General features: G+C 72.2%; 23 protein-coding genes. 8 read left to right on the forward strand and 15 right to left on the reverse strand.

What is annotated here, in order from left to right:
* The first annotated feature begins 38 nt into the window (after positions 1 to 38).
* Positions 39 to 905 carry a sulfurtransferase gene (locus tag MM438_RS06870; RefSeq protein ID WP_241451764.1) on the forward strand — a complete coding sequence of 289 codons (867 nt, stop codon included), beginning with the start codon at positions 39 to 41 and terminating at the stop codon, positions 903 to 905.
* 71 nt (positions 906 to 976) lie between these two features.
* On the opposite strand, the gene dusB is transcribed toward MM438_RS06870, so the two are convergent.
* Positions 977 to 2164, reverse strand: coding sequence for a tRNA dihydrouridine synthase DusB (gene dusB, locus MM438_RS06875; protein WP_241451765.1), 1188 nt, complete (start codon positions 2162 to 2164; stop codon positions 977 to 979).
* Between the two features lie 31 nt (positions 2165 to 2195).
* The gene (locus tag MM438_RS06880; protein WP_241451766.1) at positions 2196 to 2837 is read right to left on the reverse strand and encodes a phosphatase PAP2 family protein; all 642 of its coding nucleotides are present in this window, start codon (positions 2835 to 2837) and stop codon (positions 2196 to 2198) included.
* A gap of 132 nt (positions 2838 to 2969) precedes the next feature.
* On the opposite strand from MM438_RS06880, the gene MM438_RS06885 reads away from it, so the two are divergent.
* Positions 2970 to 3986 carry an IS481 family transposase gene (locus tag MM438_RS06885; RefSeq protein ID WP_241450101.1) on the forward strand — a complete coding sequence of 339 codons (1017 nt, stop codon included), beginning with the start codon at positions 2970 to 2972 and terminating at the stop codon, positions 3984 to 3986.
* Here MM438_RS06885 and MM438_RS06890 read toward each other — a convergent pair.
* The 3 genes from MM438_RS06890 to MM438_RS06900 all read right to left on the reverse strand — a co-directional run bounded on the left by MM438_RS06890 (position 3983) and on the right by MM438_RS06900 (position 6161).
* A complete protein-coding gene (locus MM438_RS06890; protein ID WP_241451767.1) occupies positions 3983 to 4648 on the reverse strand; it encodes a CE1759 family FMN reductase in 666 nt (221 codons plus the stop codon). The genes MM438_RS06885 and MM438_RS06890 overlap by 4 nt on opposite strands.
* On the reverse strand, positions 4645 to 5775 hold the full coding sequence (locus tag MM438_RS06895; protein ID WP_241451768.1) for an LLM class flavin-dependent oxidoreductase: 1131 nt from the start codon (positions 5773 to 5775) through the stop codon (positions 4645 to 4647). Before MM438_RS06895 ends, MM438_RS06890 begins: the two co-directional genes overlap by 4 nt.
* A 125-nt stretch (positions 5776 to 5900) precedes the next feature.
* Positions 5901 to 6161, reverse strand: coding sequence for a DUF2277 family protein (locus MM438_RS06900; protein WP_241451769.1), 261 nt, complete (start codon positions 6159 to 6161; stop codon positions 5901 to 5903).
* Positions 6162 to 6301: 140 nt separating this feature from the next.
* Here MM438_RS06900 and MM438_RS06905 point away from each other — a divergent pair, with 140 nt between their 5' ends.
* The 3 genes from MM438_RS06905 (at position 6302) to MM438_RS06915 (ending at position 9401) form a co-directional block, all read left to right on the forward strand.
* Positions 6302 to 6598: a DUF6703 family protein gene (locus MM438_RS06905; RefSeq protein WP_241451770.1), complete on the forward strand. Its 297-nt coding sequence runs from the start codon at positions 6302 to 6304 to the stop codon at positions 6596 to 6598.
* Positions 6599 to 6717: 119 nt separating this feature from the next.
* Positions 6718 to 8220 carry a sodium:solute symporter family transporter gene (locus tag MM438_RS06910; protein WP_241451771.1) on the forward strand — a complete coding sequence of 501 codons (1503 nt, stop codon included), beginning with the start codon at positions 6718 to 6720 and terminating at the stop codon, positions 8218 to 8220.
* Positions 8217 to 9401 (forward strand): aminotransferase class I/II-fold pyridoxal phosphate-dependent enzyme, encoded by a 1185-nt coding sequence (locus MM438_RS06915; protein WP_241451772.1) that lies wholly within the window; start codon positions 8217 to 8219, stop codon positions 9399 to 9401. The genes MM438_RS06910 and MM438_RS06915 overlap by 4 nt, the downstream gene beginning before the upstream one ends.
* A 34-nt stretch (positions 9402 to 9435) precedes the next feature.
* On the opposite strand, the gene map is transcribed toward MM438_RS06915, so the two are convergent.
* From map to recO, 4 genes are all read right to left on the reverse strand, one after another.
* Positions 9436 to 10212: a type I methionyl aminopeptidase gene (gene map / locus MM438_RS06920; RefSeq protein ID WP_241451773.1), complete on the reverse strand. Its 777-nt coding sequence runs from the start codon at positions 10210 to 10212 to the stop codon at positions 9436 to 9438.
* Between the two features lie 91 nt (positions 10213 to 10303).
* Positions 10304 to 11728, reverse strand: a complete 1425-nt coding sequence (gene argG / locus MM438_RS06925; protein WP_241451774.1) for an argininosuccinate synthase — start codon at positions 11726 to 11728, stop codon at positions 10304 to 10306.
* A 101-nt stretch (positions 11729 to 11829) separates the two neighbouring features.
* On the reverse strand, positions 11830 to 12639 hold the full coding sequence (locus MM438_RS06930) for an isoprenyl transferase (RefSeq protein WP_241451775.1): 810 nt from the start codon (positions 12637 to 12639) through the stop codon (positions 11830 to 11832).
* Between the two features lie 64 nt (positions 12640 to 12703).
* A complete protein-coding gene (recO, locus tag MM438_RS06935; protein WP_241451776.1) occupies positions 12704 to 13432 on the reverse strand; it encodes a DNA repair protein RecO in 729 nt (242 codons plus the stop codon).
* Between the two features lie 187 nt (positions 13433 to 13619).
* Here recO and MM438_RS06940 point away from each other — a divergent pair, with 187 nt between their 5' ends.
* Entirely contained in the window at positions 13620 to 14246 is a 627-nt protein-coding gene (locus tag MM438_RS06940; RefSeq protein ID WP_241451777.1) for an alpha-ketoglutarate-dependent dioxygenase AlkB, read from the forward strand.
* Between the two features lie 167 nt (positions 14247 to 14413).
* Positions 14414 to 15949 (forward strand): cellulase family glycosylhydrolase, encoded by a 1536-nt coding sequence (locus MM438_RS06945; RefSeq protein ID WP_241451778.1) that lies wholly within the window; start codon positions 14414 to 14416, stop codon positions 15947 to 15949.
* Between the two features lie 882 nt (positions 15950 to 16831).
* Here the strand turns inward: MM438_RS06945 and MM438_RS06950 are convergent.
* The 3 genes from MM438_RS06950 to leuA all read right to left on the reverse strand — a co-directional run bounded on the left by MM438_RS06950 (position 16832) and on the right by leuA (position 20171).
* Positions 16832 to 18034, reverse strand: a complete 1203-nt coding sequence (locus MM438_RS06950; protein WP_241451779.1) for a type II toxin-antitoxin system HipA family toxin — start codon at positions 18032 to 18034, stop codon at positions 16832 to 16834.
* On the reverse strand, positions 18031 to 18342 hold the full coding sequence (locus tag MM438_RS06955; RefSeq protein WP_241451780.1) for a helix-turn-helix domain-containing protein: 312 nt from the start codon (positions 18340 to 18342) through the stop codon (positions 18031 to 18033). Before MM438_RS06955 ends, MM438_RS06950 begins: the two co-directional genes overlap by 4 nt.
* A gap of 107 nt (positions 18343 to 18449) precedes the next feature.
* On the reverse strand, positions 18450 to 20171 hold the full coding sequence (gene leuA / locus MM438_RS06960; protein ID WP_241451781.1) for a 2-isopropylmalate synthase: 1722 nt from the start codon (positions 20169 to 20171) through the stop codon (positions 18450 to 18452).
* Positions 20172 to 20387: 216 nt separating this feature from the next.
* Between leuA and MM438_RS06965 the strand changes: the two genes are divergently transcribed.
* Complete coding sequence (locus tag MM438_RS06965) at positions 20388 to 21170, forward strand: M4 family metallopeptidase (protein ID WP_407568110.1); 783 nt, start codon at positions 20388 to 20390, stop codon at positions 21168 to 21170.
* A gap of 6 nt (positions 21171 to 21176) precedes the next feature.
* Here MM438_RS06965 and MM438_RS06970 read toward each other — a convergent pair whose 3' ends face one another.
* Genes MM438_RS06970 through MM438_RS06980 form a run of 3 tightly spaced genes read right to left on the reverse strand, consistent with a single transcriptional unit; the run spans position 21177 to position 23970 of the window.
* Positions 21177 to 21995: a hypothetical protein gene (locus MM438_RS06970; RefSeq protein WP_241451782.1), complete on the reverse strand. Its 819-nt coding sequence runs from the start codon at positions 21993 to 21995 to the stop codon at positions 21177 to 21179.
* Positions 21995 to 23677, reverse strand: a complete 1683-nt coding sequence (locus MM438_RS06975; RefSeq protein ID WP_241451783.1) for a hypothetical protein — start codon at positions 23675 to 23677, stop codon at positions 21995 to 21997. Before MM438_RS06975 ends, MM438_RS06970 begins: the two co-directional genes overlap by 1 nt.
* On the reverse strand, positions 23677 to 23970 hold the full coding sequence (locus MM438_RS06980; RefSeq protein ID WP_241451784.1) for a hypothetical protein: 294 nt from the start codon (positions 23968 to 23970) through the stop codon (positions 23677 to 23679). Before MM438_RS06980 ends, MM438_RS06975 begins: the two co-directional genes overlap by 1 nt.
* Between the last annotated feature and the right edge of the window lie 73 nt (positions 23971 to 24043).

Below are 24043 nucleotides of genomic sequence, written 5' to 3' on the forward strand. Positions count from 1 at the left end.
CCAGGGGGTCTGACAGACCCCCTGGCTAGGGTGAAGCCATGACCGAGCAGGCTGCCGTCCACCCCCCGCTGATCACCGCCCACGAGCTCGACCAGGCGCTGCACGCCCCCGAGGGGCACCGTCCCACGGTGCTGGACGTGCGCTACCAGCTGGGGCGTGCCGACGGACCCGAGCAGTTCCGCGCCGGCCACGTGCCCGGCGCGGTCTACCTCTGCCTGGACGACGTGCTCGCCGACCCGCACGTGCCCGGCACGACCGGGCGCCACCCGCTGCCGAGCCGCGACCGGCTGCAGGCCGGGCTGCGCGCGGCGGGCGTGCGCGCCGGTGCCGCCGTCGTGGTCTACGACGACTGGCACTCGATCGCGGCGGCACGGGCCTGGTGGCTGCTGCGACACTCCGGTCACCCCGCGGTGAGCGTCCTCGACGGAGGCTGGCAGGCCTGGCACGACGCCGGGCTGGAGGTCGAGACCGGCGAGGTCACCCCGGAGCCGGGCGACATCACGGTGGCCGAGCCGGCGCTGACCGTCCTCGACGCCGAGGGCGCGCGGCGGTACGCCCAGAACGGGACCCTGGTGGACGCGCGCCCGGCCAACCGCTTCCGCGGCGAGGACGAGACCGTCGACCCCGTCGCGGGCCACATCCCGGGGGCGGTCTCGCTGCCCGCCCTGGAGCTCGTCGGCGAGGACGGCCGGTTCCTGCCCCGCGAGGAGCTGCTCGCGGCCTTCCACCGGCGCGACGTCCACGAGGGCGGCACCACCGCGGTCTACTGCGGGTCCGGGGTCCAGGCCTGCCACGTGGCGCTGGCCGCCGCCGCGGTCGGCATCTCGGACGACCTTGCGGTGTATGCCGGTTCGTGGTCGGACTACATCACCGACCCGAGCCGACCGGTGGCAACCGGCGCCTGACCCCGCGGGGCCGTGACGTCCGGGGCCACCTCCGGGGTGCGGAGCCGGTCGACGCGCGCGGCTCCCCGGTCTCAGCCGCCGCTGACGTCGAGCTCGGCCTCCGCCACCAGGCGCTGCTGCTGCTCGTCCATCTCCGGCGAGTCCAGCCAGCCGTCCGGCAGCGCGACCCGCTTGGGCGAGCCCGCCCGGCCGCGCGGTCCCTCGGCGCCCGCGCCCGGCCAGGGCTGGGTGGCGTCGAGGGTGGCGACGAGCTCGTCGAGCGTGGCCAGGGAGTCGACGAGCGCGAGGCGGTGCCGCACGTCGTGCCCGGCGGGGAATCCCTTGAGGTACCACGCGACGTGCTTGCGGATGTCGCGGCAGGCCTTGCGCTCGTCGCCGTAGAACTCCGCGAGATAGCTCGCGTGCCGCCGCATCGTCGCCCCCACCTCGCCCAGGGTCGGCGTGGCGCGATAGGTCACGCCCGCGAAGGCCGCCGCCAGGTCGGCGAACAGCCCGGGCCGCCCCAGGCAGCCGCGGCCGACGACCACCCCGTCGCAGCCGGTCTCGCGGACCATCCGCACGGCGTCCTCGGCGGACCAGATGTCGCCGTTGCCGAGCACCGGGATGGTGGTGACGTGCTCCTTGAGCCGGGCGATGGTGGACCAGTCGGCCTGGCCGGAGTAGTGCTGGTCGGCGGTGCGCCCGTGCAGCGCGACGGCGGCGGCGCCCTCCTGCTCGGCGATCCGGCCGGCGTCCAGATAGGTCGTGTGGTCTGCGTCGATGCCCACCCGCATCTTCACGGTGACCGGGATGTCGTGCGGCGCGGCCTCGCGCACCGCGGCCCGCACGATCGCGCGGAACCACTCGGACTTCCACGGCAGCGCCGCGCCGCCCCCCTTGCGGGTGACCTTGGGCACCGGGCAGCCGAAGTTCATGTCGATGTGGTCGGCGCGGTCCTCGGTGGCGATGATCCGGGCGGCCTGGCCGACGGTGACCGGGTCCACGCCATACAGCTGGATCGCGCGCGGGGACTCCCCCTCGTCCATCTCGATGAGCTTCATCGTCAGGGGGACCCGCTCGACGAGCGCCCGGGTGGTGATCATCTCGGAGACGAAGAGCTGGGTGGCACCGGTGGCGCCTGCGGCCGCGAGCCCGACGGCGCCGTGCTCGCGGCACAGCCGGCGGAAGGCACGGTTGGTGATCCCGGCCATGGGCGCGAGGACGACGGGCGACTCGTAGGTGTGGCGGCCGATCTGCAGCGGCGGGAGGACAGCGCTCATAGGCCGTCCATCATCTCAGGTGATCAGGAGGTCACCGGCGCGGTATGCCGAGGGCGCGGCGCACGGCTCCGGCGGTCCATGCGCCGAGCAGGGAGCCGACGACCACGTCGCTCGGATGGTGCATCCCGCGGTAGACGCGGCTGGCGGCGACCGAGATCGGCAGGCCCCAGCGGACGGCGCGACCGATCGCGCGGGAGCCGGGCACGTCGCGGCGGGCGAGGGCGTGGGCGACGGTCAGGTGCATCGCCGTGGTGGCTCCGGTGTGCCCGGAGGGATAGCTCGGCGTCGGCGCCGGCCGGTCCAGCCAGGGCACGTCCGGCCGGTCGCGGCCGACGACGTGCGCGGCCGCGACGAAGCAGACGGTCTCCACGCTGATCGCGGCGAGCGGGGCCGCCGCCTCGTGCCAGGAGCTCGTCTCGCGGCGCAGCCAGGCACCGAAGACCAGCGACATCGCGATGGTGCAGGGGGTGTCGGCATAGGTCGAGGGGACCCAGGTGGCCCGGTCCAGCGCGGACGTGCGGTGGGCGACGCACCAGCGGTTGAGGGCGTCCTCCTGCGGCCAGCCGCCGAGCGGCCCCTGGATGACCCGGCCGGAGGCGGCGATCACCGCGGTGATCGCCGCCCCGGGGAGCACGACGTGACGGACCCAGGGCTGCAGCGGCGCGAGGTTCACGCCCTGGACCCTAGCTGTTGCGGTGCAGGAGGTTGTTGACGCGGGGCCGGGGTTGAGGACGGGCAGGTCCGTCGGCGGCACCATGAGTAGCGACCAAGCAACTCGTATAGCCGATCTCGAAGGACCTGCCCTGTGCCCCACCGTAACGCGCCCCTGACACCCGAGGGTCGTCACCGGCTCGTGCTGCGTTGTCAGCACCGCCCCATCGCCCACGTCGCCGCGGAAGCAGGCGTGTCACGCCAGTGCCTGTCGAGGTGGGTGAACCGCTACCGCGAGTACGGGCAGGCCGGACTGCTCGACCGCTCCAGCGCACCCCACCGGCGCCCCACCCAGACGCCTCAGAACGTCGTGGACCGGGTCATCGAGCTGCGCAAGAAGAAGCGCTCGGCCACGCGGATCGCCGCCGACCTCGCCGCCGAGGGCGTCACGATCGCCGCGTGCACGGTCTCCCGGATCCTGCACCGAGTCGGGCTGCCTCGCCTGTCATGGCTCGACGCCGACGGCGAACCCCTCCGCGCGCCCGGCACGATCACCGCCCGCTACCCCGGACACATGATCCATCTCGACGTGAAGAAAGCCGCCCGCATCCCCGACGGTGGCGGCTGGCGGGTCCACGGACGCGGCAGCGAGCAAGACAAAGCAGCCGACCGCGCCGCCCGCGCCACCGGCAGGAAGGGCACCCGTGCCGGGTACACGTACATCCACTCCGCCGTTGACGGGTTCTCCCGCCTGGCCTACACCGAGTGCCACGACGACGAGACCGCCGCCACCGTGGTCGCGTTCCTGTCCCGCGCCCGAGTGTTCTTCCGCGCCCACGGCATCACCCGCTACACGCGGATCGTCACCGACAACGGGCCCGCCTACACGTCCAAGCACTTCGCCCGTCACGCCGCCTCGTTCGCCTCACGCCATCAACGGATCCGCCCCTACACGCCTAAGCACAACGGCAAGGTCGAGCGCTACCAAGGCCTGATGAGCAGCGAGGTCCTTTACGCCCGCCCCTGGACCAGCGAGCAGCAACGTCGCAACGGCATCGCCGGGTGGGTCAACCACTACAACTACCATCGCCCCCACACAGCCGCTGGCGGCAAGCCCCCAGCCTCACGCCCCAAAACCAGCGTCAACAACGTCCTGCCGAGTTACACCTAGCCCTGGCCGGCGTGCCCGGCCAGCAGCTGCTCGAAGGGCGTGACCCGTGCGAGCGTGACGCCCGAGGAGCGCGGGGACGGACGGTCCTGCTCGCGCGCGGCGAAGCCCGCGACCGAGCCGGACTCGGCGACCACGAGGGCGGCGAGCTCGGAGGCGGCCCGCCGGATCCGGGGGGCCAGGTCGGCACCGGCCTCGCGGCCGAAGTCCTCGGTCGCGGCGAAGACCCCCGTCGGCACCACGACGGCGCGCAGGTGGGTGAGCAGCGGACGCATGGCGTGGTCCAGGACCATCGAGTGACGCGGTGTCCCGGCGGTCGCGGCCGCGATCGTGGGCATCGCGTCGAGCGCGTCCGTGGACAGCGCGTCCAGGAACATCTTGAACAGCCCGGAGTAGCTCGCCGCGAAGACCGGGGTCACCACGATCAGTCCGTCCGCCGCGGAGACCGTCTCACGGGCGGCGTCCAGGGCGGGCGTGGCCATCCCGGTAGTCATCAGGCGGGCGAGATCGCCCGCGAGCTCGCGGACCTCGACGACCTGGACCTCGGCGGCCTCGCCGCGCGCGCTCACCTGTGCCTGCACGGCCGCGGCGAGCCGGTCGGCGAGCAGCCGGGTGGACGAGGGGGTGGACAGTCCTGCGGTGACGACGGCGATCCTCCTCGTCATACGGTCTGCTCCTCCTGGGTGCGGGCGTTGATCACCTGGTGGTGGGGCGAGTCCGGGCCGGCCGCGACCAGGGACTCGTGGGTGGGCGGGTCGCTGGGGACGTGCGCGGGACGACGGCGGTCCATCTCGGCGCGCAGCACCGGGGCGACCTCTCGTCCGAGGATCTCGACCTGCTCGAGCACGACCTCCAGAGGCAGCCCGGCGTGGTCCATCAGGAAGAGCTGGCGCTGGTAGTCGCCGGCGTAGTCCGCCGAGGCGAGGGTGCGCTCGATCACCTGCTCCGGGGTGCCGACGACCAGGGGCGTCGTGGCGGTGAACTCCTCCAGCGAGGGGCCGTGGCCGTAGACCGGAGCGACGTCGAAGTAGGGCCGGAACCTGCGCCTGGCCTCGGCTCCGGTCCCGGCGATGAAGGCCTGCCCGCCCAGCCCGACGATCGCCTGGTCGGCCGAGCCGTGGCCGTAGTGCTCGAAGCGCTGCCGGTAGAGCGCCACCATCTGGGCGGTGTGCTCGGGGCCCCAGAAGATGTGGTTGTGGAAGAAGCCGTCGCCGTAGTACGCCGCCTGCTCGGCGATCTCGGGGCTGCGGATCGATCCGTGCCACACGAAGGGCGGGGTGCCGTCCAGCGGGGCCGGCGTGGAGGTGTAGCCGTGCAGCGGGGTCCGGAACTGCCCCTGCCAGTCCACGACCGGCTCGCGCCACAGCCGTCGCAGCAGGTGATAGCTCTCGACCGCCAGCGGGATCCCCTGGCGGATGTCCTTGCCGAACCACGGGTAGACCGGGCCGGTGTTGCCGCGCCCCATCATCAGGTCCACCCGCCCGCCGGACAGGTGCTGCAGGAAGGCGTAGTCCTCGGCGATCTTCACCGGGTCGTTGGTGGTGATCAGCGTGGTCGAGGTGGACAGGCGCAGCCGCTCGGTGCGGGCGGCGACGAAGGCCAGGTGGGTCGTCGGGCTCGACGGCACGAACGGCGGGTTGTGGTGCTCGCCCGTGGCGAAGACGTCCAGGCCCACCTCCTCGGCCTTGAGCGCGATCTGCGTGATGGCGTCGATGCGCTCGTGCTCGCTCGGGGTGCGTCCGGTGAGCGGGTCGCGGGTCACGTCGCCGACGGTGAAGATGCCGATCTGCACGGTAGCCTCCTGACCAGTTGATTGAATGTTCAACTAGTCTAACTAGCGAGGGTGCATCGGCATTCCCGGATGCTCGATCGGCCCGTCCTGCCGGTGCAGGACGGGCCGATCGAGCGTGCGATCCGTCAGCCGGCCCGCACGACCCGGACGCTCGCGGGCTGCACCCGGGGGGTGGGCACCTCCACCGCGGGCGCCTGCAGCTCGTCCATGAGCCGCTGGGTCGCGAGGGCGATCTGGAGCACGGTCGCCTCGAAGAGCTCGCGATGCTCGGCCGGCGGACGCGCGGCCCCGCTGACCACCCGGACGTACTGCAACGCTGCAGCACGGGCCTCGGGCGACGTGGAGTCGAGTTCCGCGTCGTGGAGGGCACGAAGTTGTCTGACCATGTGTCAAGACTGGCACAGGCATCCCCACGAAAGGGTCGAATCCCACGAAAAAGTGCCAATCCGCCGGAACCGACCATCCCTGAACGCCGTCTGAGGCTGCCTGTCCGGGCGCGGGGTCACGCTCCCGGTAGGCTCGCGGGGTGTCCGAGAAGCCCCCTGTCCTGCGCCGGTCCGTCGAGCGGGCGAGCACCCCCGCCGCCCATGCCCTGGCAGGCCTGCCGTCCTGGGCGACGACCACCGCCTGGGTGGTGCTGCTCGTCCTCGCCGCGGTCGTGGGCGGCCCGATCGGCTGGGTGCTCCTCGCCCTGGCGGTCGCCTTCGTGGCCTGGCTGCTGTTCCTCGCATGGCCCTATGCCTCCTTGAACGCCAAGCTGATTCGCGTGGCCGTGCTGCTGCTCGGCGTCGCGCTCGTGGTGGCGCGACTGCTCCCCCGCTGATCGCCGCACGGGCCCGACCAGGACCTTCGCGGTCCCGACAGGCGACCCCGACCGGCGTGGTCCGACCACCTGGGTCTACGCTGGCGGGAACCCGAGTGGCACTCAGTGAGGAGTTCCCCATGTCCCTGCCGGCGTTGGACAACGCGGTCATCGCGGCCTACTTCCTGGTGATGATCGGGATCGGCGTCTGGTCGATGCGGATGGCCAACACCCGCGAGGACTACCTCGTCGCCGGGCGACGGCTGTCCTTCCCGATGTTCTTCGCGTGCATGGCGGCGATGGCCGTCGGCGGCGCCGTCACGGTGGGCGGCACGGGCAAGGGCTACCAGGACGGGATCGCCGGCATGTGGGTCGGCGGCTCGCTCGGGATGGGCCTGATCCTGCTCGGGATGCTCATCAGCTCCAAGCTCAACCGGCTGCGCGCCCTGTCGATCAACGAGGTCATCGAGCGCAACTACGGCCCCACCGCCCGGGTCTTCGGCGCGGTGCTCACGATCATCTACACCGTCGCCCTGTCCGTCGTGCAGGTGGTCGCCATGGGCTCCATCCTGGCAGGCATCCTCGGCGTCGACACCCGGCTGGCCATGGTGTGCGCCGGCCTGGTCGTGGTCTTCTACACCTTCCTCGGCGGGATGTGGTCGGTGACCATGACCGACATCGTGCAGTTCGTCATCAAGACCCTCGGCATCATGCTGATCGCACCGTTCTTCGTCCTGTCCGACTCGCGCGTGGGCGGCCTCGGCGGCCTGATCGACAAGGTGCCCGCCTCGCACTGGGACCTGGGGTCCTACGGCTTCACCGGGACGCTCTACTGGATCCTGCTCTACGTCCCCGGCCTGGTCATCGGGCAGGACATCTGGCAGCGCGTCTTCACGGCCCGCAACGAGCGGATCGCCCGCACCGGCACCCTGGCGGCGGGGATCTACTCAGTCCTGTACTCCTTCGCCGCCGTCCTGCTCGGCATGGCCGTCCTCGCAGCTGGCATCAAGGTGAGCAAGCCGGGGCTCGTCTTCGAGACCGGCGTGGTGAGCTTCCTGCCGACCGGCATCGCGGGCCTGCTCCTCGCGGCCGCGATGGCGGCCGCGATGTCGGTCGCGTCCGGCACCATCCTGGCCGCCTCGACGGTGGTCTACAACGACCTCTTCCTGCGGTTCGTCCGCGGTCAGAAGCACGCCGAGATCGAGGAAGCCACCGTCGACGCGCAGGGCCACACCCACGCCGCGCACGACGTGTGGATCAACCGCGGGATCGCGCTGGGCATCGGCGTCGTCATCATCGCCCTGGCGGTGGTCATCGAGGACATCTTCAAGGCGCTCGACCTGTCCTACGGCTTCCTGTCCGGGTGCGTGTTCATCCCGGTCTTCGCCGCCTTCGTGCTCAAGCGGGTGAGCCCGCGGGCCGGGCTCGTGAGCCTGGCGCTCAGCTTCCTCGCCGTGTCGGCGACCATGGTCTACGGAGCGACCAGCGGCAAGCCGGACTACTCCATCGGCGGCAACTACCCGATCATGATGGGCATGGCGGTCGGCCTGATCAGCTACGTCGTCGTCCACCACCTCGACCACGACAAGATCGTCCCCAACGTCGACCCCGACCTGGCCGACGGCGAGGAACTGCCCGCATGACCGCCTCCGACCCGCAGCGGCTGCTGTCCTCGCGCTACCGAGGGGCGGCGTCCACCCCGATGAGCTCGGCGGTCGACCTGGCGAACCGCTACGACGACGTCATCTCGTTCAGCCTCGGTGACCCCGACCTGACCACGGACGCGGGAGTCATCGACGCGGCGGCCGCCGACGCCAAGGCCGGGCACACGCACTACACCGACACCTACGGCGACCCCGAGCTGCGCGCGGCGGTCCTGCAGATGTATGCCGAGGAGTACGCTCACGAGCGGCCCCTGACCGACCTGATGATCACCACGAGCGCCTGCCACGGCATGTGGCTCGCCCTGGAGTCCGTCCTCGACGACGGCGACGAGGTCGTCATCCACGAGCCCTACTTCACGCCATACCCGCACCAGATCCGGCTGGCCCGTGGGGTGCCGGTCGCGCTGCCGACCTACGCGCACGAGGAGTGGCAGATCGCCCCGGACCGGTTCGAGGCCCTGGTCACCCCCCGGACCCGTGCGGTGATCCTCAACTCCCCCACCAACCCGACCGGGGCGGTCTTCACCCGGGAGACCCTCGAGGCGGTCGCGGAGATCGCCCGCCGGCACGACCTGGTGGTCATCGCCGACGACATCTACCCGCTGTACTCCTACGACGAGCCGCACCTGCCGATCGTGACCCTGCCCGGCATGGCCGAGCGCACGATCGTGCTCGGATCGTTCAGCAAGGACTACGTGATGACCGGCTGGCGGATCGGCTACGCCATCGCCCCGCCCGACGTCGTCCGCACCATGAAGGACGTCAACGAGAACGCCGTCTTCACCGCCCCCGCCATCTCCCAGCGCGCGGCGCTGCACGCGCTGCGCCGCCGCCACGAGATCCAGCCGCCGATCAAGGCGCTCTATGCCGAGCGGATGGCTCGCGCCTACGAACGGGTGGGCGCCATCCCGGGCATGAGCGCGGTCCGGCCACGCGGATCGATCTACCTGTGGGTGGACGTCTCGTCGACGGGGCTGGGCAGCGTCGAGGTCGCCGACCGGATCTTCGAGGAGGCGCACGTGCTGACGATCCCGGGGACGGCCTTCGGCGACTCCTGCGACGGCTACCTACGACTGGCGATGACGGTGTCGGTCGAGCGGACCGACGAGGCCTTCGACCGGATCGCCCGCATGCCGCTGTTCGGCGGCCCCGGCGTCTGAGACCGCCGGACGTCCGTCCCGTGCCGCCACGGCGTCAGCCCAGGTGCGACCGGTCGGTCAGCACCAGGGGGCCGTCGGGGGTGATCGCCACCGTGTGCTCGGCGTGAGCCGTGCGGCTGCCGTCGGCGCTGCGCAGGGTCCAACCGTCCGGGTCCTTGACCAGCCGGTCGGTGGTCGCCATCAGCCAGGGCTCGATGGCGATGACCAGGCCGGGACGCAGCACCAGGCCGCGGCCCGCCCGCCCGTCGTTGGGGACGTGCGGCTCGCCGTGCATGGTGCGCCCTACCCCGTGCCCGCCGAACTGGGTGTTGACGGCATACCCCGCCGCCTGCGCGACCTGGCCGATGGCCGCGGACAGGTCACCGATGCGGTTGCCCACCTCGGCGACGTCGATGGCGGCCGCGAGCGCCTGCTCGCAGGTCTCGATCAGCAGCAGGTCCTGCGGTGCGGCCTGGCCCACCACGAAGGAGATGGCGCTGTCGGCGACCCAGCCGTCGACCTGGACGGCCAGGTCGAGCGAGACCAGGTCGCCGTTGCGCAGCCGGTAGCGGTGCGGGAGCCCGTGCAGGACGGCGTCGTTGACGCTGGTGCAGATGTAGTGCCCGAACGGCGAGTCGCCGAAGCTCGGGTGGTAGTCGACGTAGCAGGAGACCCCGCCCCTCGCCTCGACGAGCTCGCGCACCCGCGCGTCGACGTCGAGCAGGTCGGTGCCGACCGTCACCTCGGAGCGCAGGGTGTGCAGCACCTGCGCGACGAAGGCGCCGGCCGGGCGCATGGCCTGCACCTCGGCGGGGGTCTTGTACTCGATCACCGACCCACCATGGCAGAGACGGAGCGCGATCGCCCGATCACGGCCGGTCCGACCACCGGAGCGTGTCGGCCCGCGCCGGCGGTCTGTCGCGTCAGTCGACCCCCAGCTCGATGGCGGCGTGGTCGAGGGACTCGACGTCCTCGTCCGGCTCGAGATAGGCCCGGTTGCTGGCGATCTGCTCGGCGCCCCCGGGGGTCAGCTCCCCCATGAGGCGTCCTGGGGCGACCCCCAGCAGGCCCATCCCGGCATACTGCTCGAGCCTGGCGCGCGAGTCCGCGATGTCCAGGTTGCGCATCGTCAGCTGGCCGATCCGGTCGACGGGCCCGAAGGCCGCCCCCTCGGTCCGCTCCATCGACAGCTTGTCCGGGTGGTAGGAGAAGCAGTCCCCGTCGGTGCGCAGGATGGAGTAGTCGTCACCGCGGCGCAGCCGGACGGTGACCTCGCCGGACACCCCGGACCCGACCCACCGCTGCACCGACTCGCGCAGCATCAGCGACTGCGGGTCGAGCCAGCGGCCTTCGTACATCAGGCGACCGAGGCGGCGCCCGATCTCGTGGTAGGTCTCCAGGGTGTCCTCGTTGTGGATCGCGTTGAGCAGCCGCTCGTAGGCGATGTAGAGCAGCGCCATGCCGGGCGCCTCGTAGATGCCGCGCGACTTGGCCTCGATGATGCGGTTCTCGATCTGGTCGGACATCCCGAGCCCGTGGCGCCCCCCGATCGCATTGGCCGCGAGCACCAGATCGACGTCGCTGTCGAAGGTCTCGCCGTCGATGGCCACCGGGCGCCCGTGCCGGAAGGCCACCGTGACGTCCTCGGCGTCGATCTCGACCGTCGGGTCCCAGAACTTCACGCCCATGATCGGCTCGACCGACTCCAGCCCGATGTCGAGGTGTTCGAGGGTCTTGGCCTCGTGGGTCGCGCCCCAGATGTTGGCGTCGGTGGAGTAGGCCTTCTCCGTCGGGTCGCGGTAAGGCAGGTCGCGGGCTCCCAGCCACTGGGACATCTCGTGCCGGCCGCCCAGCTCGTCGACGAAGGCCGCGTCCAGCCACGGCTTGTAGATCTTCAGCGCCGGGTTGGCGAGCAGGCCGTAGCGGTAGAACCGCTCGATGTCGTTGCCCTTGAAGGTCGACCCGTCGCCCCAGACGTTGACCTCGTCCTCGAGCATCGCCCGCACCAGCAGGGTTCCGGTCACGGCGCGACCGAGCGGGGTGGTGTTGAAGTAGTAGCGCCCGGCGGAGCGGATGTGGAAGGCGCCGCAGGTCAGAGCGGCCAGGCCCTCCTCCACGAGCTGCGGCCGGCAGTCGACGAGGCGGGCGGCCTCGGCGCCGTAGGCCATGGCGCGACCGGGCACCCCGGCGATGTCGGGCTCGTCGGGCTGGCCGATGTCGGCGGTGTAGGTGAAGGGGATCGCGCCCTTCTCGCGCATCCACGCGACGGCGACCGAGGTGTCCAGTCCGCCGGAGAAGGCCAGTCCCACGCGCTGTCCGGCGGGGAGGGAGGTCAGAACCTTGGGCATGCGATCATCATACAGATAAATGCATGTCTATACATATCGTCCGTATGTCGATCCACGGGTGGGCACCTGCGGGTCGCCCTGGGCCACCGGGAACTTGCCGCTCAGGACCCCCGGGCCTGATCCACCGCACCGCCATACCGTCGATCGCGCTCTGCATAGATCTGCACCGCGCGCCACAGGTCACGGCGGTCGAAGTCGGGCCACAAGGTGTCCAGGAAGACCATCTCGGCATACGCGCTCTGCCACAGCAGGAAGTTGCTCGTCCGCTGCTCCCCCGAGCTGCGCAGGAAGAGGTCCACGTCGGGCATGTCGGGGTAGTCCAGGTGCCGGGCGATGGTGCGCTCGTCGATCCCCCTGCTGGACAGGCGCCCCTGCTCGACGAGCTCGGCGATGCGCCGCACGCTGTCGGCGATCTCGGCACGCCCGCCGTAGTTGACGCAGAAGTACAGCGTCAGGACGGTGTTGTCGCGCGTGAGCTCCTGGGCGTGCTCGAGCTCCTTGATGACGCTCGACCACAGCCGCGGCCGGCGCCCCACCCAACGCATCCGCACCCCCCACTCGGCGAGCTGGTCACGGCGACGGTGGATCACGTCCCGGTTGAAGCCCATGAGGAAGCGCACCTCGTCCGGGCTGCGACGCCAGTTCTCGGTGGAGAAGGCATAGGCCGACAGGTTGGGGATGCCCATCTCGATCGCCCCGGCGACCACGTCGAGCAGGCTCGCCTCGCCCGCCTCGTGCCCCTTGGTGCGAGGCAGCCCACGCTGGTTGGCCCAGCGGCCGTTGCCGTCCATCACCACGGCGACGTGCTGCGGCACGAGCGCCTGCGGTATGACGGGCGGCCGCGCCCCGGACGGATGGGCGAGGGGAGCCTTGATCTCGCCTCGGTAGGGCTCGACCTGCCTGCGTGCCACGTGCTGCTCCTCGTCCTCGCTCGTCCTGTCGTGCCAGACCCTCGTTCGGGCCGTCGCGGGCCCATCATGCCCGCTGGACCAGGCGCAACGAACGCACGCCCCGCTCCAGGTGCCACTGGACGAAGGCCGCGACCAGCCCGGCCCCCTCGCGGCGGTGCCGGACCTCGCTCGCGTCGGCCCGCTGCCAGTCCCCGTGCAGCAGCGCGGCGAGCAGCTCCATGGTGCGCGGCGACGGCGCGGCGGACCCCGGCGGCCGGCACTCGCGGCACACCGCACCGCCCGCCGCCAGGTTGAAGCCCCGGTGCGGCCCCGCGGCGCCGCACCGGGCGCAGTCGTCGAAGCTCGGCTCCCACCCGGCCGTGGCGACCGCGCGCAGCAGATAGGCGTCGAGCAGCAGGCCGTGGTCGTGCTCGCCGTTGGCCAGGCTGCGCAGCGCCCCCGCCAGGAGCAGGAACTGCTGCGGGTTGGCCTCGCCCTCGGTCGTCAGCTGGTCGGCGGTCTCCACCATGGCGCTCGCCGCGGTGTAGGCGTCGTAGTCGCGCATGATCGTCTCGGCATAGGCCCCGAGCGTCTCGACCTGGGTGACGGTGTCCAGCGAACGACCCTGGTAGAGTTGGACGTCCACCACCATGAAGGGCTCCAGGCGAGCCCCGAAGCGGGACTTGGTGCGCCGGACCCCCTTGGCGACGCCGCGGATCTTGCCGTGGCGCCGCGAGAGCATGGTGACGATCCGGTCCGCCTCGCCCAGCTTGTGGGTGCGCAGGACGACCGCCTGATCCCGGTAGAGCGCCATCACCCCATGGTCCCACCTCACCCCGCCACCCCCACCCTCCCGCGCCGCCGACTCCCCGACCCCGCCCGACCCTCCCGCGCAGGCCCTACCAGGAGGGGCACGTGGCCGTGATCCGGCGGCGTGTCGTGCACCCTGGTGGCATCTCGACCGTTCCGCCGGGTCCGGCGCAGGTGATATCTTCGAACACATGATCGGCATGCAGGGCTCGCTGCTCGATCTCGCCGACGAGTGCACCCCCGGGCCGCTCGACGGGCTGACGCGCACCGCCCTCGCCCACGGGGCGTGGGTCGACCACCTGCCGGGCTGGCTGCGCGGGTCCGACGCGCTCTTCGACCGGCTGGTCGAGTCCGTGCCGTGGCATGCCGAGCGCCGCCGGATGTATGACGTGGAGGTGGCCGTCCCTCGCCTGACCAAGCACTACGGGACGGGCGAGCCGCTGCCCGATCCGATCCTGGTGGAGCTGCGCGACCGTCTCTCGCAGCACTACCTGCCCGAGCTGGGCGAGCCGCTGACCAGCGCCGGCCTGTGCCTCTATCGCGACGGCGCCGACTCGGTCGCCTGGCACGGCGACACCGTGGGGCGCGGGTCGACCCAGGACACCGTCGTGGCCATCGTCTCGGTGGGGGCCGCCCGCACCCTGACCCTGCGACCCCGCGGCGGTGGGCCCACCGCGCACCGGTTCTCGCTCGGGCACGGGGACCTCGTGGTCATGGGCGGGTCCTGCCAGCGCACCTGGGAGCACGCGATCCCCAAGACGGCCCAGGCGGTCGGGCCTCGCATCTCGATCCAGCTCCGGCCCCGCGGTGTGCGCTGAGGCCGGCCCGTCACCCGGATGCCCGGCACGACGCAAAGCCATCGCCCCTCACAACCGGAGACACGACCAGCGACCACGAATCACGCTGCGCCGACTGCACTCTCGCGAAGCAGATCGGCCGACGCCCGCGACTTTCCTCCCGGCATACCTGTGAGTAGGGTCCCCCTATGACACGCCCGGCAACCCTCCTCGCCCTGGGCCTCGCACTCGCTGCTCCGGCTCTCCCGGCCCTGGCCGCCCCCGCGCAGGCCCACACCCCGCAGACCCCGACCGGGACCGCCAGGCCCACGGTCACCACCCGCGCCGGCGAGGTGGAGCGCTGGCAGTCCCACGGCCGCTGGATCGTCGACGGTCAGGGCCGCGTGGTCATCACCCACGGCGTCAACGAGGTGGAGAAGAACGCGCCCTATGCCCCCGACGCGGTCGGCTTCGGCGAGGAGGACGCGGCCTTCCTGCAGCAGCAGGGCTTCACGAGCGTGCGCCTCGGCGTGATCTGGTCCGGCGTCGAGCCGTCGCCGGGGAAGTACGACGACGCCTACCTGCAGCGGATCGAGCGCACCGTCGCCCTGCTGCACGCGCACGGCATCAGCAGCCTGCTCGACTTCCACCAGGACATGGTCAACCCGAAGTTCCAGGGCAACGGGTGGCCGGACTGGGCCGTGCTCGACAAGGGCGCACCCAACATCGTCAAGGCAGGCTTCCCCGGGAACTACTTCCTCAACGAGGGGGTCAAGAACTCCTACGACTCGTTCTACGACGATGCTCCTGCCTCCGACGGGGTCGGGATCGCCACGCACTACGCCAAGGCCTGGGGCCACACGGCTGCTCACTTCAAGGACGTCCCAGGGGTCATGGGCTACGACCTCTACAACGAGCCCTTCCCGGGCCACGGCTACCTGGAGTGCCTGGGGGCCAACGGTTGCCCCAAGGCCGACGGGCGCCTGTCCGTGGTGCAGCAGAAGGCGGTCGACGCGATCCGGGCCGTCGACCCGCGCACCACCGTCTACTACGAGCCGATGCAGTTCTTCAACATCGCCAAGCCCACCCACGTGCGGCTCAAGGGCACCAACCTGGCCCTGTCCTTCCACGACTACTGCGTGAACCAGGCCACGATGCACCGCTACGCGGGGTGCGCCGGGCCGGACGCCAAGGTCTTCGCGAACGCCGAGGACCACGCCAGGACGACCGGGTCCGGGCTCCTGATGACCGAGTTCGGTGCGATCACGGCGCAGGACGTGCTGCGGGCCCAGACCGACCTCGCGGCGAAGAACCTCGTCGGCTGGCAGTACTGGGCCTACACCGGCGGGGACCCCACCACCGCAGGCCCGGGCAACGAGCAGGCTCTCGTCTTCGACCCGCGCAAGGACCCGACCGGGGACAACGTCGACTGGAAGAAGCTCGACGCCATCGCCGTCGTCCACCCCGACCGGGTCGCCGGGCGTCCCTCGGCCTACGGCTACGACCGGGACAAGGGGGTCTTCACGATGGCCTGGTCGGCGCTGCGGCCCGACGAGAGCCTCGCCGGACCGGACGACGAGACCACCGTGGTGGTGCCCGAGCGGATCCGGGCCGCGGGCTACACCGTCGAGGCGACCGGGGCGAAGGTGACCTCCAAGCCGGGTGACGCGGTGGTGCGGCTGCACCTCGAGCCCGGCGCCAAGGACGCGCGTGTGACGATCACGCGCACCAAGACCACCCGTTGATCGCGGGCGCAGCCCGCACCGGCGGGTGCTGAGGCCGTATGGCGGGAGAAGCGTGGGGGCGTTCGTCTCCCGCCATACGGTCTCGATCTCGCAGGGTCGGCGGCAGGGTGGCCGCCACCAGCCCCTCCCCCAGGTTGCTGCGGCTGCAGAGCACGTACCGTGCGCGCCGCGTCGTCAGTCCCGCCCCGCCATGTCGATCGGGCCAGGCTGGCCCCGTGGATCGATCGAAGAGGGCTCATTCCGTACCTTTCGGGGCCAGCCTGGCCCCATGTCGGCCCGCATCGGCGCGCGGCGGTCACGAGGTCGTCCGCACCGCAGACCTGTGGTGCGACAACGGTGCCCAGCCCTTCCACAACACCCGGGACGGTCGCGTCGCGCGGCTCGCGCCGAGCGCGACCGCGCTCCCCAGGCCTGCATCGGCAACCTCGGCGTCGGCGACCTGTGGCGCTGGAGAACGCGGTCGACCACCTCGACGCCCTCGGGATCGTGGACACCGGGCGGGTCGGGGGGCCTGGGTCGGTCGCAGGGCGGCTACATCTCGGCTTTCGCGGCACGCACCCGGACCGCTTCGCCGCGGTCGGCGTCGGGGCGGGCATCTCGGACTGGTCCTCCCATGCCGTCGCCAACGACCTCCCGGACTTCGCCAGGGACTTCGTGCAGCGCGAGCTGTTCGGGGGCCGACCGCTCGGCCCTGGTCGTGCTCCACGCAGTCGTGGTGGAAGTCGTCGAGGAAGGTGCGCAGTGGGGTGTCCACGGATGTCACGTATAGATCCGGTGTGCCTGGTCGGCCAGGGCTGAGCGCTCGTCGCGCGAGTCCCCGGCGAGATCGCGCACGCGGGTCAGCGGGTGCTGCCCGTCCGGGCGGCAGCTGCGTGCCCCGGGTCAGCGGGCCCTGGCGAAGGCCGTTGCCATCCGGGCGCGCTCGCGCTCGCCGATGCCGTATGCCGCCGCTGCGCGGTCCCACCCCAGCACTGCGTCCCGCACCGCGGCGAGCACCGCCTCGGCCTCGTCGCGTGCCAGCCGGAAGTAGCCCGCGACGTCCAGCGCGGCCTGCGTCGACCCGCCGTCCCCGGGGTCGGCCACGTCCGTCGCGAAATCGGACGCGAAGGGTGTCGGGTTGAGGTCGAAGGCCGGAGCCAGCGCCCAGCCCGTGCGGTCCCGCAGGAAGCCGTGGTTGCGCAGGTGGTTGTCGGTGTTGCCGACGAGGATCCCGAAGGCGCACCTCCGCCACAGCTCGCGCAGGTCCTGGACGGGCCGGGGCGACACCTCCTCGACCACCTCGGCGAGGTCGAGCCAGGTGGCCCGGTCGCCGTCGGCGGCCTCCAGCATCGTCATGGCCGAGACATAGCCCACCCGCAGGTGGCCGCGCCGATCGAAACGCTCGACCACGAGCACGTCCTGCCCGGCGACGGGGATCAGCCGGCTGGGGGGCACCCTGATGCCGGCCGTGGCCGCCAGGTCGAGGGTGACCTTCTCCCAGGCCATGACGTTCCAGTCGTCGTGCAGCGCGGCCGGGAACTTGGCGATGCCCACCGCCCCGCCGGGCAGCCGGACATGGGCCTTGGGGCGGGCCCCGCCGAGGGACGAGCCCGCCCCGACGAGCCGTCGCAGGTCGGACAGGTCGGCCTCGTCGGCCAGCACCCGGTCCGCGAGGGACAGCAGCACGCCGAGCTCGGTGAGGACCGGGATCCCCTCCTCGGCGGCGGCCTGGAAGCCGTCGTCGCCCAAGCGGTAGCGCAGAGCGCCCTGCCGCAGGTCGTCGCGCACCCCGAGGAGGAAGTCGAGCTCGCCCGGTTGGCGCGGGGTCTCGCCGCAGGTCCGGGCCGCCTCGGCGAGGGTGCGTCGCACCAGCGTCCGGCCCCACCGGTCGGGGGCCGAGTCCGCCAGCGCGCCGAAGAGCCGCCCGTGAGAGTGGAAGGCGCCGGCGCGCAGGGGCAGCGCCGGGTCGATCGGGTAGGCGTCCGGCCGCGCGAGGTAGTCGTCGGCGTACGTGAAGGAGAAGGACTGCGCCCCACGGCCGGCGTGCGCGTGCAGGGTGCCGACCCGCGTGTCCTGGGCTGCGGACAGCCACACCTCGACGCTCATGACGCCGAGGCCCGCCGACGGCCTCGGGTGGGCAGGAGCTCCTCGGCGCGCAGGCGACCGACGTCGCTGCCCAGGGGGTCGACCGAGGCGACGAGGTCGTCGAGCACCCCGAGGGCGCGGGCGACCCGGAGCGTGGCCTCCAGCGCGGCGCCCTGCCCGGACTCGATCCGCTTGACGGTGCTGGTCGACACCCCCGCGCGCTCGGCCACCTGCTCGATCGTGAGGCCCTGCAGGGTGCGCCAGCCGCGCAGCGAGCCACCGAGCCGGTCCAGCGCCCGCAGGACAGGTCGCGGCGTGGGGGTCGTCATGCACCCATCCTAGCCCACGGTTCAGATCTGAACCGATGAAACGGCTAAGAGCTCAGATCTGAACCACCACATGAGTTTCGCGCCGCAGGACGCACAGCCCGCCGAGGTCACCGCAGCGCGCGATTGACCGCCGACACGACCGCCTCGATCGAGGATCGGACGATGTTCTCGTGCAGGCCCACGCCCCACAGCACGCGCTCGCCGACCGCGCACTCGACGAACGACGCCGCCCGGGCGGACTCGCCCGAGCCCATCGCGTGCTCGGTGTAGTCCAGCACCCGCACGTCCACGCCGTAGTCCCCCAGCGCCGACACGAACGCCGCGATCGGGCCGTTGCCGCGACCCTCGAGGACGACCTCGTGGCCGGCGTCGTCGAGCCGGAAGCGCCACACGCCTCGCCCCTGCTCGTCGCCCTCGTCACCACGAACCCCCTTGAGCACGAAGCGTCCCCAGCGCGGCTCGGTCGGGAGGTACTCGTCGGTGAAGATCTCCCACAGGGCGTCCGGGGTGACCTCGCCGCCCTGGGCGTCGGTGCGCTGCTGCACCACCCCGCTGAACTCCACCTGCTGCCGACGGGGCAGGTCCAGCCCCCGCTCGGACTTGAGGACGTAGGCCACGCCGCCCTTGCCGGACTGCGAGTTCACTCGCACCACGGCCTCGTAGGAGCGCCCGACGTCGTGCGGGTCGATCGGCAGGTAGGGCACGCCCCACACGAGGTCGTCCACGCGGCAGGACTTCTCGGCCGCCTCGCGAGCCATCCACTCGAAGCCCTTCTTGATCGCGTCCTGGTGCGACCCGGAGAAGGCCGTGAAGACCAGGTCCCCGCCGTACGGATGGCGCTCGTGCACCGGCAGCTGGTTGCAGTGCTCGACCACGGACCGGATTCCCGCCATGTCGGTGAAGTCGATCTGCGGGTCGATGCCCTGGCTGGCGAGGTTCATGCCCAGGGTGACCAGGCAGACGTTGCCGGTGCGCTCGCCGTTGCCGAACAGGCAGCCCTCGATCCGGTCGGCACCCGCGAGGTAGCCGAGCTCGGCCGCCGCGACGCCGCTGCCGCGGTCGTTGTGCGGGTGCAGCGAGATCACCAGGGACTCACGGCGATCCAGGTGGCGGCACATCCACTCCACCGAGTCGGCATAGGTGTTGGGGGTCGCCATCTCCACCGTCGCGGGCAGGTTGACGATCATCTTGTGGTCGGGGCTGGGGTCGATGACCGCGATGACCTCGTTGCAGACCCGCGCCGCGAACTCCAGCTCGGTGCCGGTGTAGGACTCCGGCGAGTACTCGTAGTAGATCGTGGTCCCGGGCAGGGTCTCCTCGATCTTCTTGCACAGCCGGGCGCCCTGCAGCGCGATGTCCGCGATGCCGTCCTGGTCCAGCCCGAAGACCACCTTGCGCTGCAGCACCGACGTGGAGTTGTAGAAGTGCACGATCGCCTGCCGCGCACCCCGCAGCGCGTCGTAGGTGCGCTCGACGAGGTGGTCGCGGCACTGGGTGAGCACCTGGATGGTCACGTCGTCCGGGATGTGGCCGCCCTCGATCAGCTGACGGCAGAAGTCGAAGTCGGTCTGGCTCGCGCTGGGGAACCCGACCTCGATCTCCTTGTAGCCCATGGCCACCAGCAGCTGGAACATCCGCAGCTTGCGCTCCGGGCTCATCGGATCGATCAGGGCCTGGTTGCCGTCGCGCAGGTCGACCGCGCACCACCGCGGCGCCTGGGTCATCACCCGGTCCGGCCAGGTGCGGTCGGGCAAGTCGATGTGGATCTGCTCGTGGAAGGGGCGGTACTTGCGGACCGGCATCGGGCTGGGCTGCTGCGGGTGGATCATGCTGTCTCGCCTCTGGGTTCGTCGGGCTGGGTGCGGGTCATCGGGCGACGACCGGGCAGGACGACCTCCGCGGCGAGGAGCGGCCGTCGTCAGCGGGCCTCGCCGCGGCAGGGAAGGAGCAGCGCTCCGGTCTGCATGTCCACGTCACCGACCGTATGGCGATGCGTGCGTCGAGTCCATCTGCCACGCGGGCTTCCCGCATGGTGGGACGGGAGTGTGCCCGGGGCGATGGGGCTGCGGGAGGGGCGGCATACGCCGAGGACCCCTGGTGCACCCGCCCCCTCCCCGGCCTCGTCGACCACGCCGGCGCGGCACCGGGACTACGACAACGCCTTCTGGGACGGCCAGCAGATGGTCTTCGGCGACGGGGACGGGGTCTACTTCGCGTCCTTCACCGACTGCGTGGACGTCGTCGGCCACGAGCTGACCCACGGGCTCACGCAGCTCACCGCCGGGCTGACCTATGTCGCCCGGTCCGGGGCTCTCAACGAGTCGATCTCGGACGCCTTCGGGGTGCTCACCAAGCAGCACGCACTCGGGCAGACGGCGGCGGAGGCCGACTGGCTGATCGGGGCGGGCCTGTTCACCGCCAAGGTCAGGGGGATCGCCCTGCGCTCGATGAAGGCGCCCGGCACGGCCTACGACGACCCGCACCTGGGGAAGGACCGGCAGCCCGCGAGCATGTCCGGTTACCAGGACCTCTCGCACGACGACGCGGGCGACAACGGTGGCGTCCACATCAACTCCGGCATCCCCCACCGCGCTTTCTACCTCGTCGCGGACGCGCTGGGCGGCCACGCCTGGGAGCGCGCCGGCCAGATCTGGTGGGACACCCTGCTCGGCGTCAACGGCCCTGCGCTGCCGAAGGACTGCGACTTCGCGACCTTCGCCCGGCATACCTTGACGGCAGCGACCGAGCGGTATGGCGCGCGCTCGCGCGAGGTCGACGCGGTCCCCGAGGCCTGGCGCACGGTGGAGGTGACCTCGGCCCGTCCCTGAGCGCCCTCAGCCCCGTCCGAGCCACCGGCCCACCCGGCGCCCGACGGGCACCCGGTCCAGCTCCCGCGCGATGTCGTCGAGGTCCGCGCCCAGCTGGGCCAGCCCCGCGCGGTAGTGCGCCGCGAACCGCTCGTCCCGCTGCGGCACCACCCCCGCCACCTGGGTCACCAGCCGCCGGACCTGCCCGAAGGACGCCCGGTCGAGCCGCAGGTGGGCATACCCGTCGACGTCCTCCAGGTGCTGCACCACCCGTCCGGTCAGCAGCGGCGGGCAGGCGCGCGCCGCCAGCTCGGTGCGGGTGGCGGGCGCCAGGCGGCTGCTGCACGACCGCAGGGCGTCCAGATAGCTCGACTCCCCCAGCCAGGCGCGGGCGAGCACGAGCAGCGACTCGTCCTCCGCCCGGGTCAGCTGCACGCCCGCGGCGGCGAGCCCGCAGATCAGCACCTGCAGGGTCACGGCCCAGGCGCCTTCGGCACGGTGGCGGTGCACGAGGTCGGGATACGCCCGGTCGAGCCGGGGCGAGAACCTCTCGACGACCCGGGTGAGCCGTCCGTCGGGCTCGCGCAGACCGGTGACCAGCGGGGCGCCCCGCATCCCGAGGATCCCGGGCTCGCGCTCGGCCACGTGGGATGGTCGCAGGTGGCTCGCGAGCACCCGCACCTCCTCCAGGTCCCGGTGCAGGTCGGCCGCGACCTGCGGGAGGGTGCCCAGACCGTCGACGAGGGCGAGGTGGTTGATCTCGTCGCACGCGTCCAGGAGGGTCTCCAGCTCGCGCCCGTCCAGGGTCACGGCCAGGTCGTCGTCGCGGTGGGTGAGCAGCTGCATCAGTGGTCCTTGTCGTGGAGGTGGTCGGTCGGCAGCGGCGCCACGAGGACGGACTGCCGCAAGGCGTCGGGGATCTGGAGGGTGGGCGGCCCGGCGGGCGGGTCGGCCGCGGCGGGCGGGTGCGGTGCGGGCAGCGGCGTGCCCATGGCCTTCAGCAGGGGGTGGTCGGCCGCCCGGGCGACGTGGGCGCCGACGAGGTGCTCGGGGCGATAGACCGCCTCGTAGCGGTTCCAGGCCTCGTTGCGGGCGAGGGAGAAGGCCTCCTGGTCGGCCGGGGCGGGGGTCGCGGTGCGTGGCCCGTCGGCCGGCCCGCGCTTCGTGACGTCCTCCGCCGCCAGCTTCTCCAGGTAGTGCTCCTTGGTCACCCGGAAGGTCGTGCCCCCGTCGCTGTCCCGGGGATTGGTGATGACCAGGTGGTCGTCGGCGGGCTCGACGGTGATCGACCGGTCCTCGGCCAGGTGCACGGTCGGCTGGGTGTGCCGGGTGTCCTCGACGCGGCGCAGCAGCTCGTCGCTGGAGCGGATCTCGGGCATGTCCGGGATCACCCAGCGGTTCTTGCGGGTGTCCCGGCCGAGGACGTGCTTGTCGTACGAATGACCCTCGGCGATGCGCCGCCAGAGCTGGCCCTCCTCGCGCGCCGCCTGCCGCTCCAGGCTGCTGAACATGTCGTGCGCGGCCCGCTTGGCGGTGAGGGCGTCCTTCATCACGGTCGACCCGGCCCCGAGCCCGGTGGGACGGGCCCCGTCGAGATAGCCATAGCTCACGGCGGTGGCGAGCCGGGCCCAGGTGGTGGCCGGCGAGTGCTGCACCGGGATGTCCATGACGTATGGCGTCCCGTCCAGGCTCTCCATCGGCGCGGCCTCGTGCGCCCACTCGTAGGGGTGCTCGAAGACCCACCGGGCGAGCTCCCCGTCCTGCGTGGCCAGCAGGACGTTCCGGGCGAGCATGCCCGCGTCGTTGTGGGTGCCGTAGTCGTCGACGGCGTCCGCGAACGCGTCGTCCGTCTCGTAGCGTCGCCGCGCGCTCTCGGTGACCGGCCCCACGCCCCACTTGCGCACGTGCTCGGCCACGGTGCCGACCACCTGCCGGGCCCGCACGCGCAGGTCCTCGTCGTGGGCCTGGCTGCCCCCGAGCAGCCGGTCCGGTGTCGTCGTCGCGGCGAGGCCGGGGACGCACTGCGCCCGCACGGTGCCCTCGCCGATCCCCTGCAGCGCCACCGCGAGGCGGTGGTCGACGTCCTCGGCCAGGGCGAGCAGGGTCGTCAGGTCGCCGGCGAACCGCTGCCGGGTGGCCTCCCGCTCGGCGGGCGACCAGGCATCGGTCGCCGCCTCGGCGCCGGTCCGCAGGTCGGCCACCTCGCCGTCGCCCACGAGGGCGAAACCCGCTGCGGCCAGGTCGGTCTCGATGCGTCGCAGGTCCGCGGCCACCTGGTCGACCCGGGCCGCAGCCGCGTGCAGCGCGACACCGGCGGCCAGCAGCTCGTCGGCCCGCTCGGCGATCGCCACCCGGACCGAGACCAGCGCCTCGGCCGCGGCGTCGGAGGCCCCGCCGTGCCAGCCGGTGACCTGGGTCCCCAGGCGATCCCGTATGCCGGTCAGCTGCTCACCCCTGGCCGCGATCCCGGCCGCCACCTGCCGCAGCCCGTCCGGGGACCACCGGCGCAGCAGCTCCAGCGAGGCCATCAGCGTCCCCCGCCCAGCGCGCCGGTCGCCGCGGCCTCGCACGTCGCGTAGCCGCCCGCCGCCACGCAGAGGCCGGACGCCAGGGACCCGACCCGCCCGGCCACCGCGGTGGTCCGGGCGTCGATCAGGGCCCCGAGGTCGCTCGCAGCCACACCGGCGAGACTGCCGGGCAGGGCGCCCGCGACCTCGTCGAGGACGGTGGCCACGCGGGCAGCGACGAACTCGTCGGCCAGGGTCCGTGCCGTGCGCCCGCTCGCGTCCACCGCGTCGGTGCTCACGCCATACGCCGTCATCGCCATCTCCCAGGTCAGCGCCCTCCGACGGGGCGGTGACAGCGAGGCTAGGCCGCCCTCAGGAGGTCGCCCG

It is taken from the genome of Arsenicicoccus dermatophilus (assembly GCF_022568795.1).
Taxonomy (GTDB): domain Bacteria; phylum Actinomycetota; class Actinomycetes; order Actinomycetales; family Dermatophilaceae; genus Arsenicicoccus; species Arsenicicoccus dermatophilus.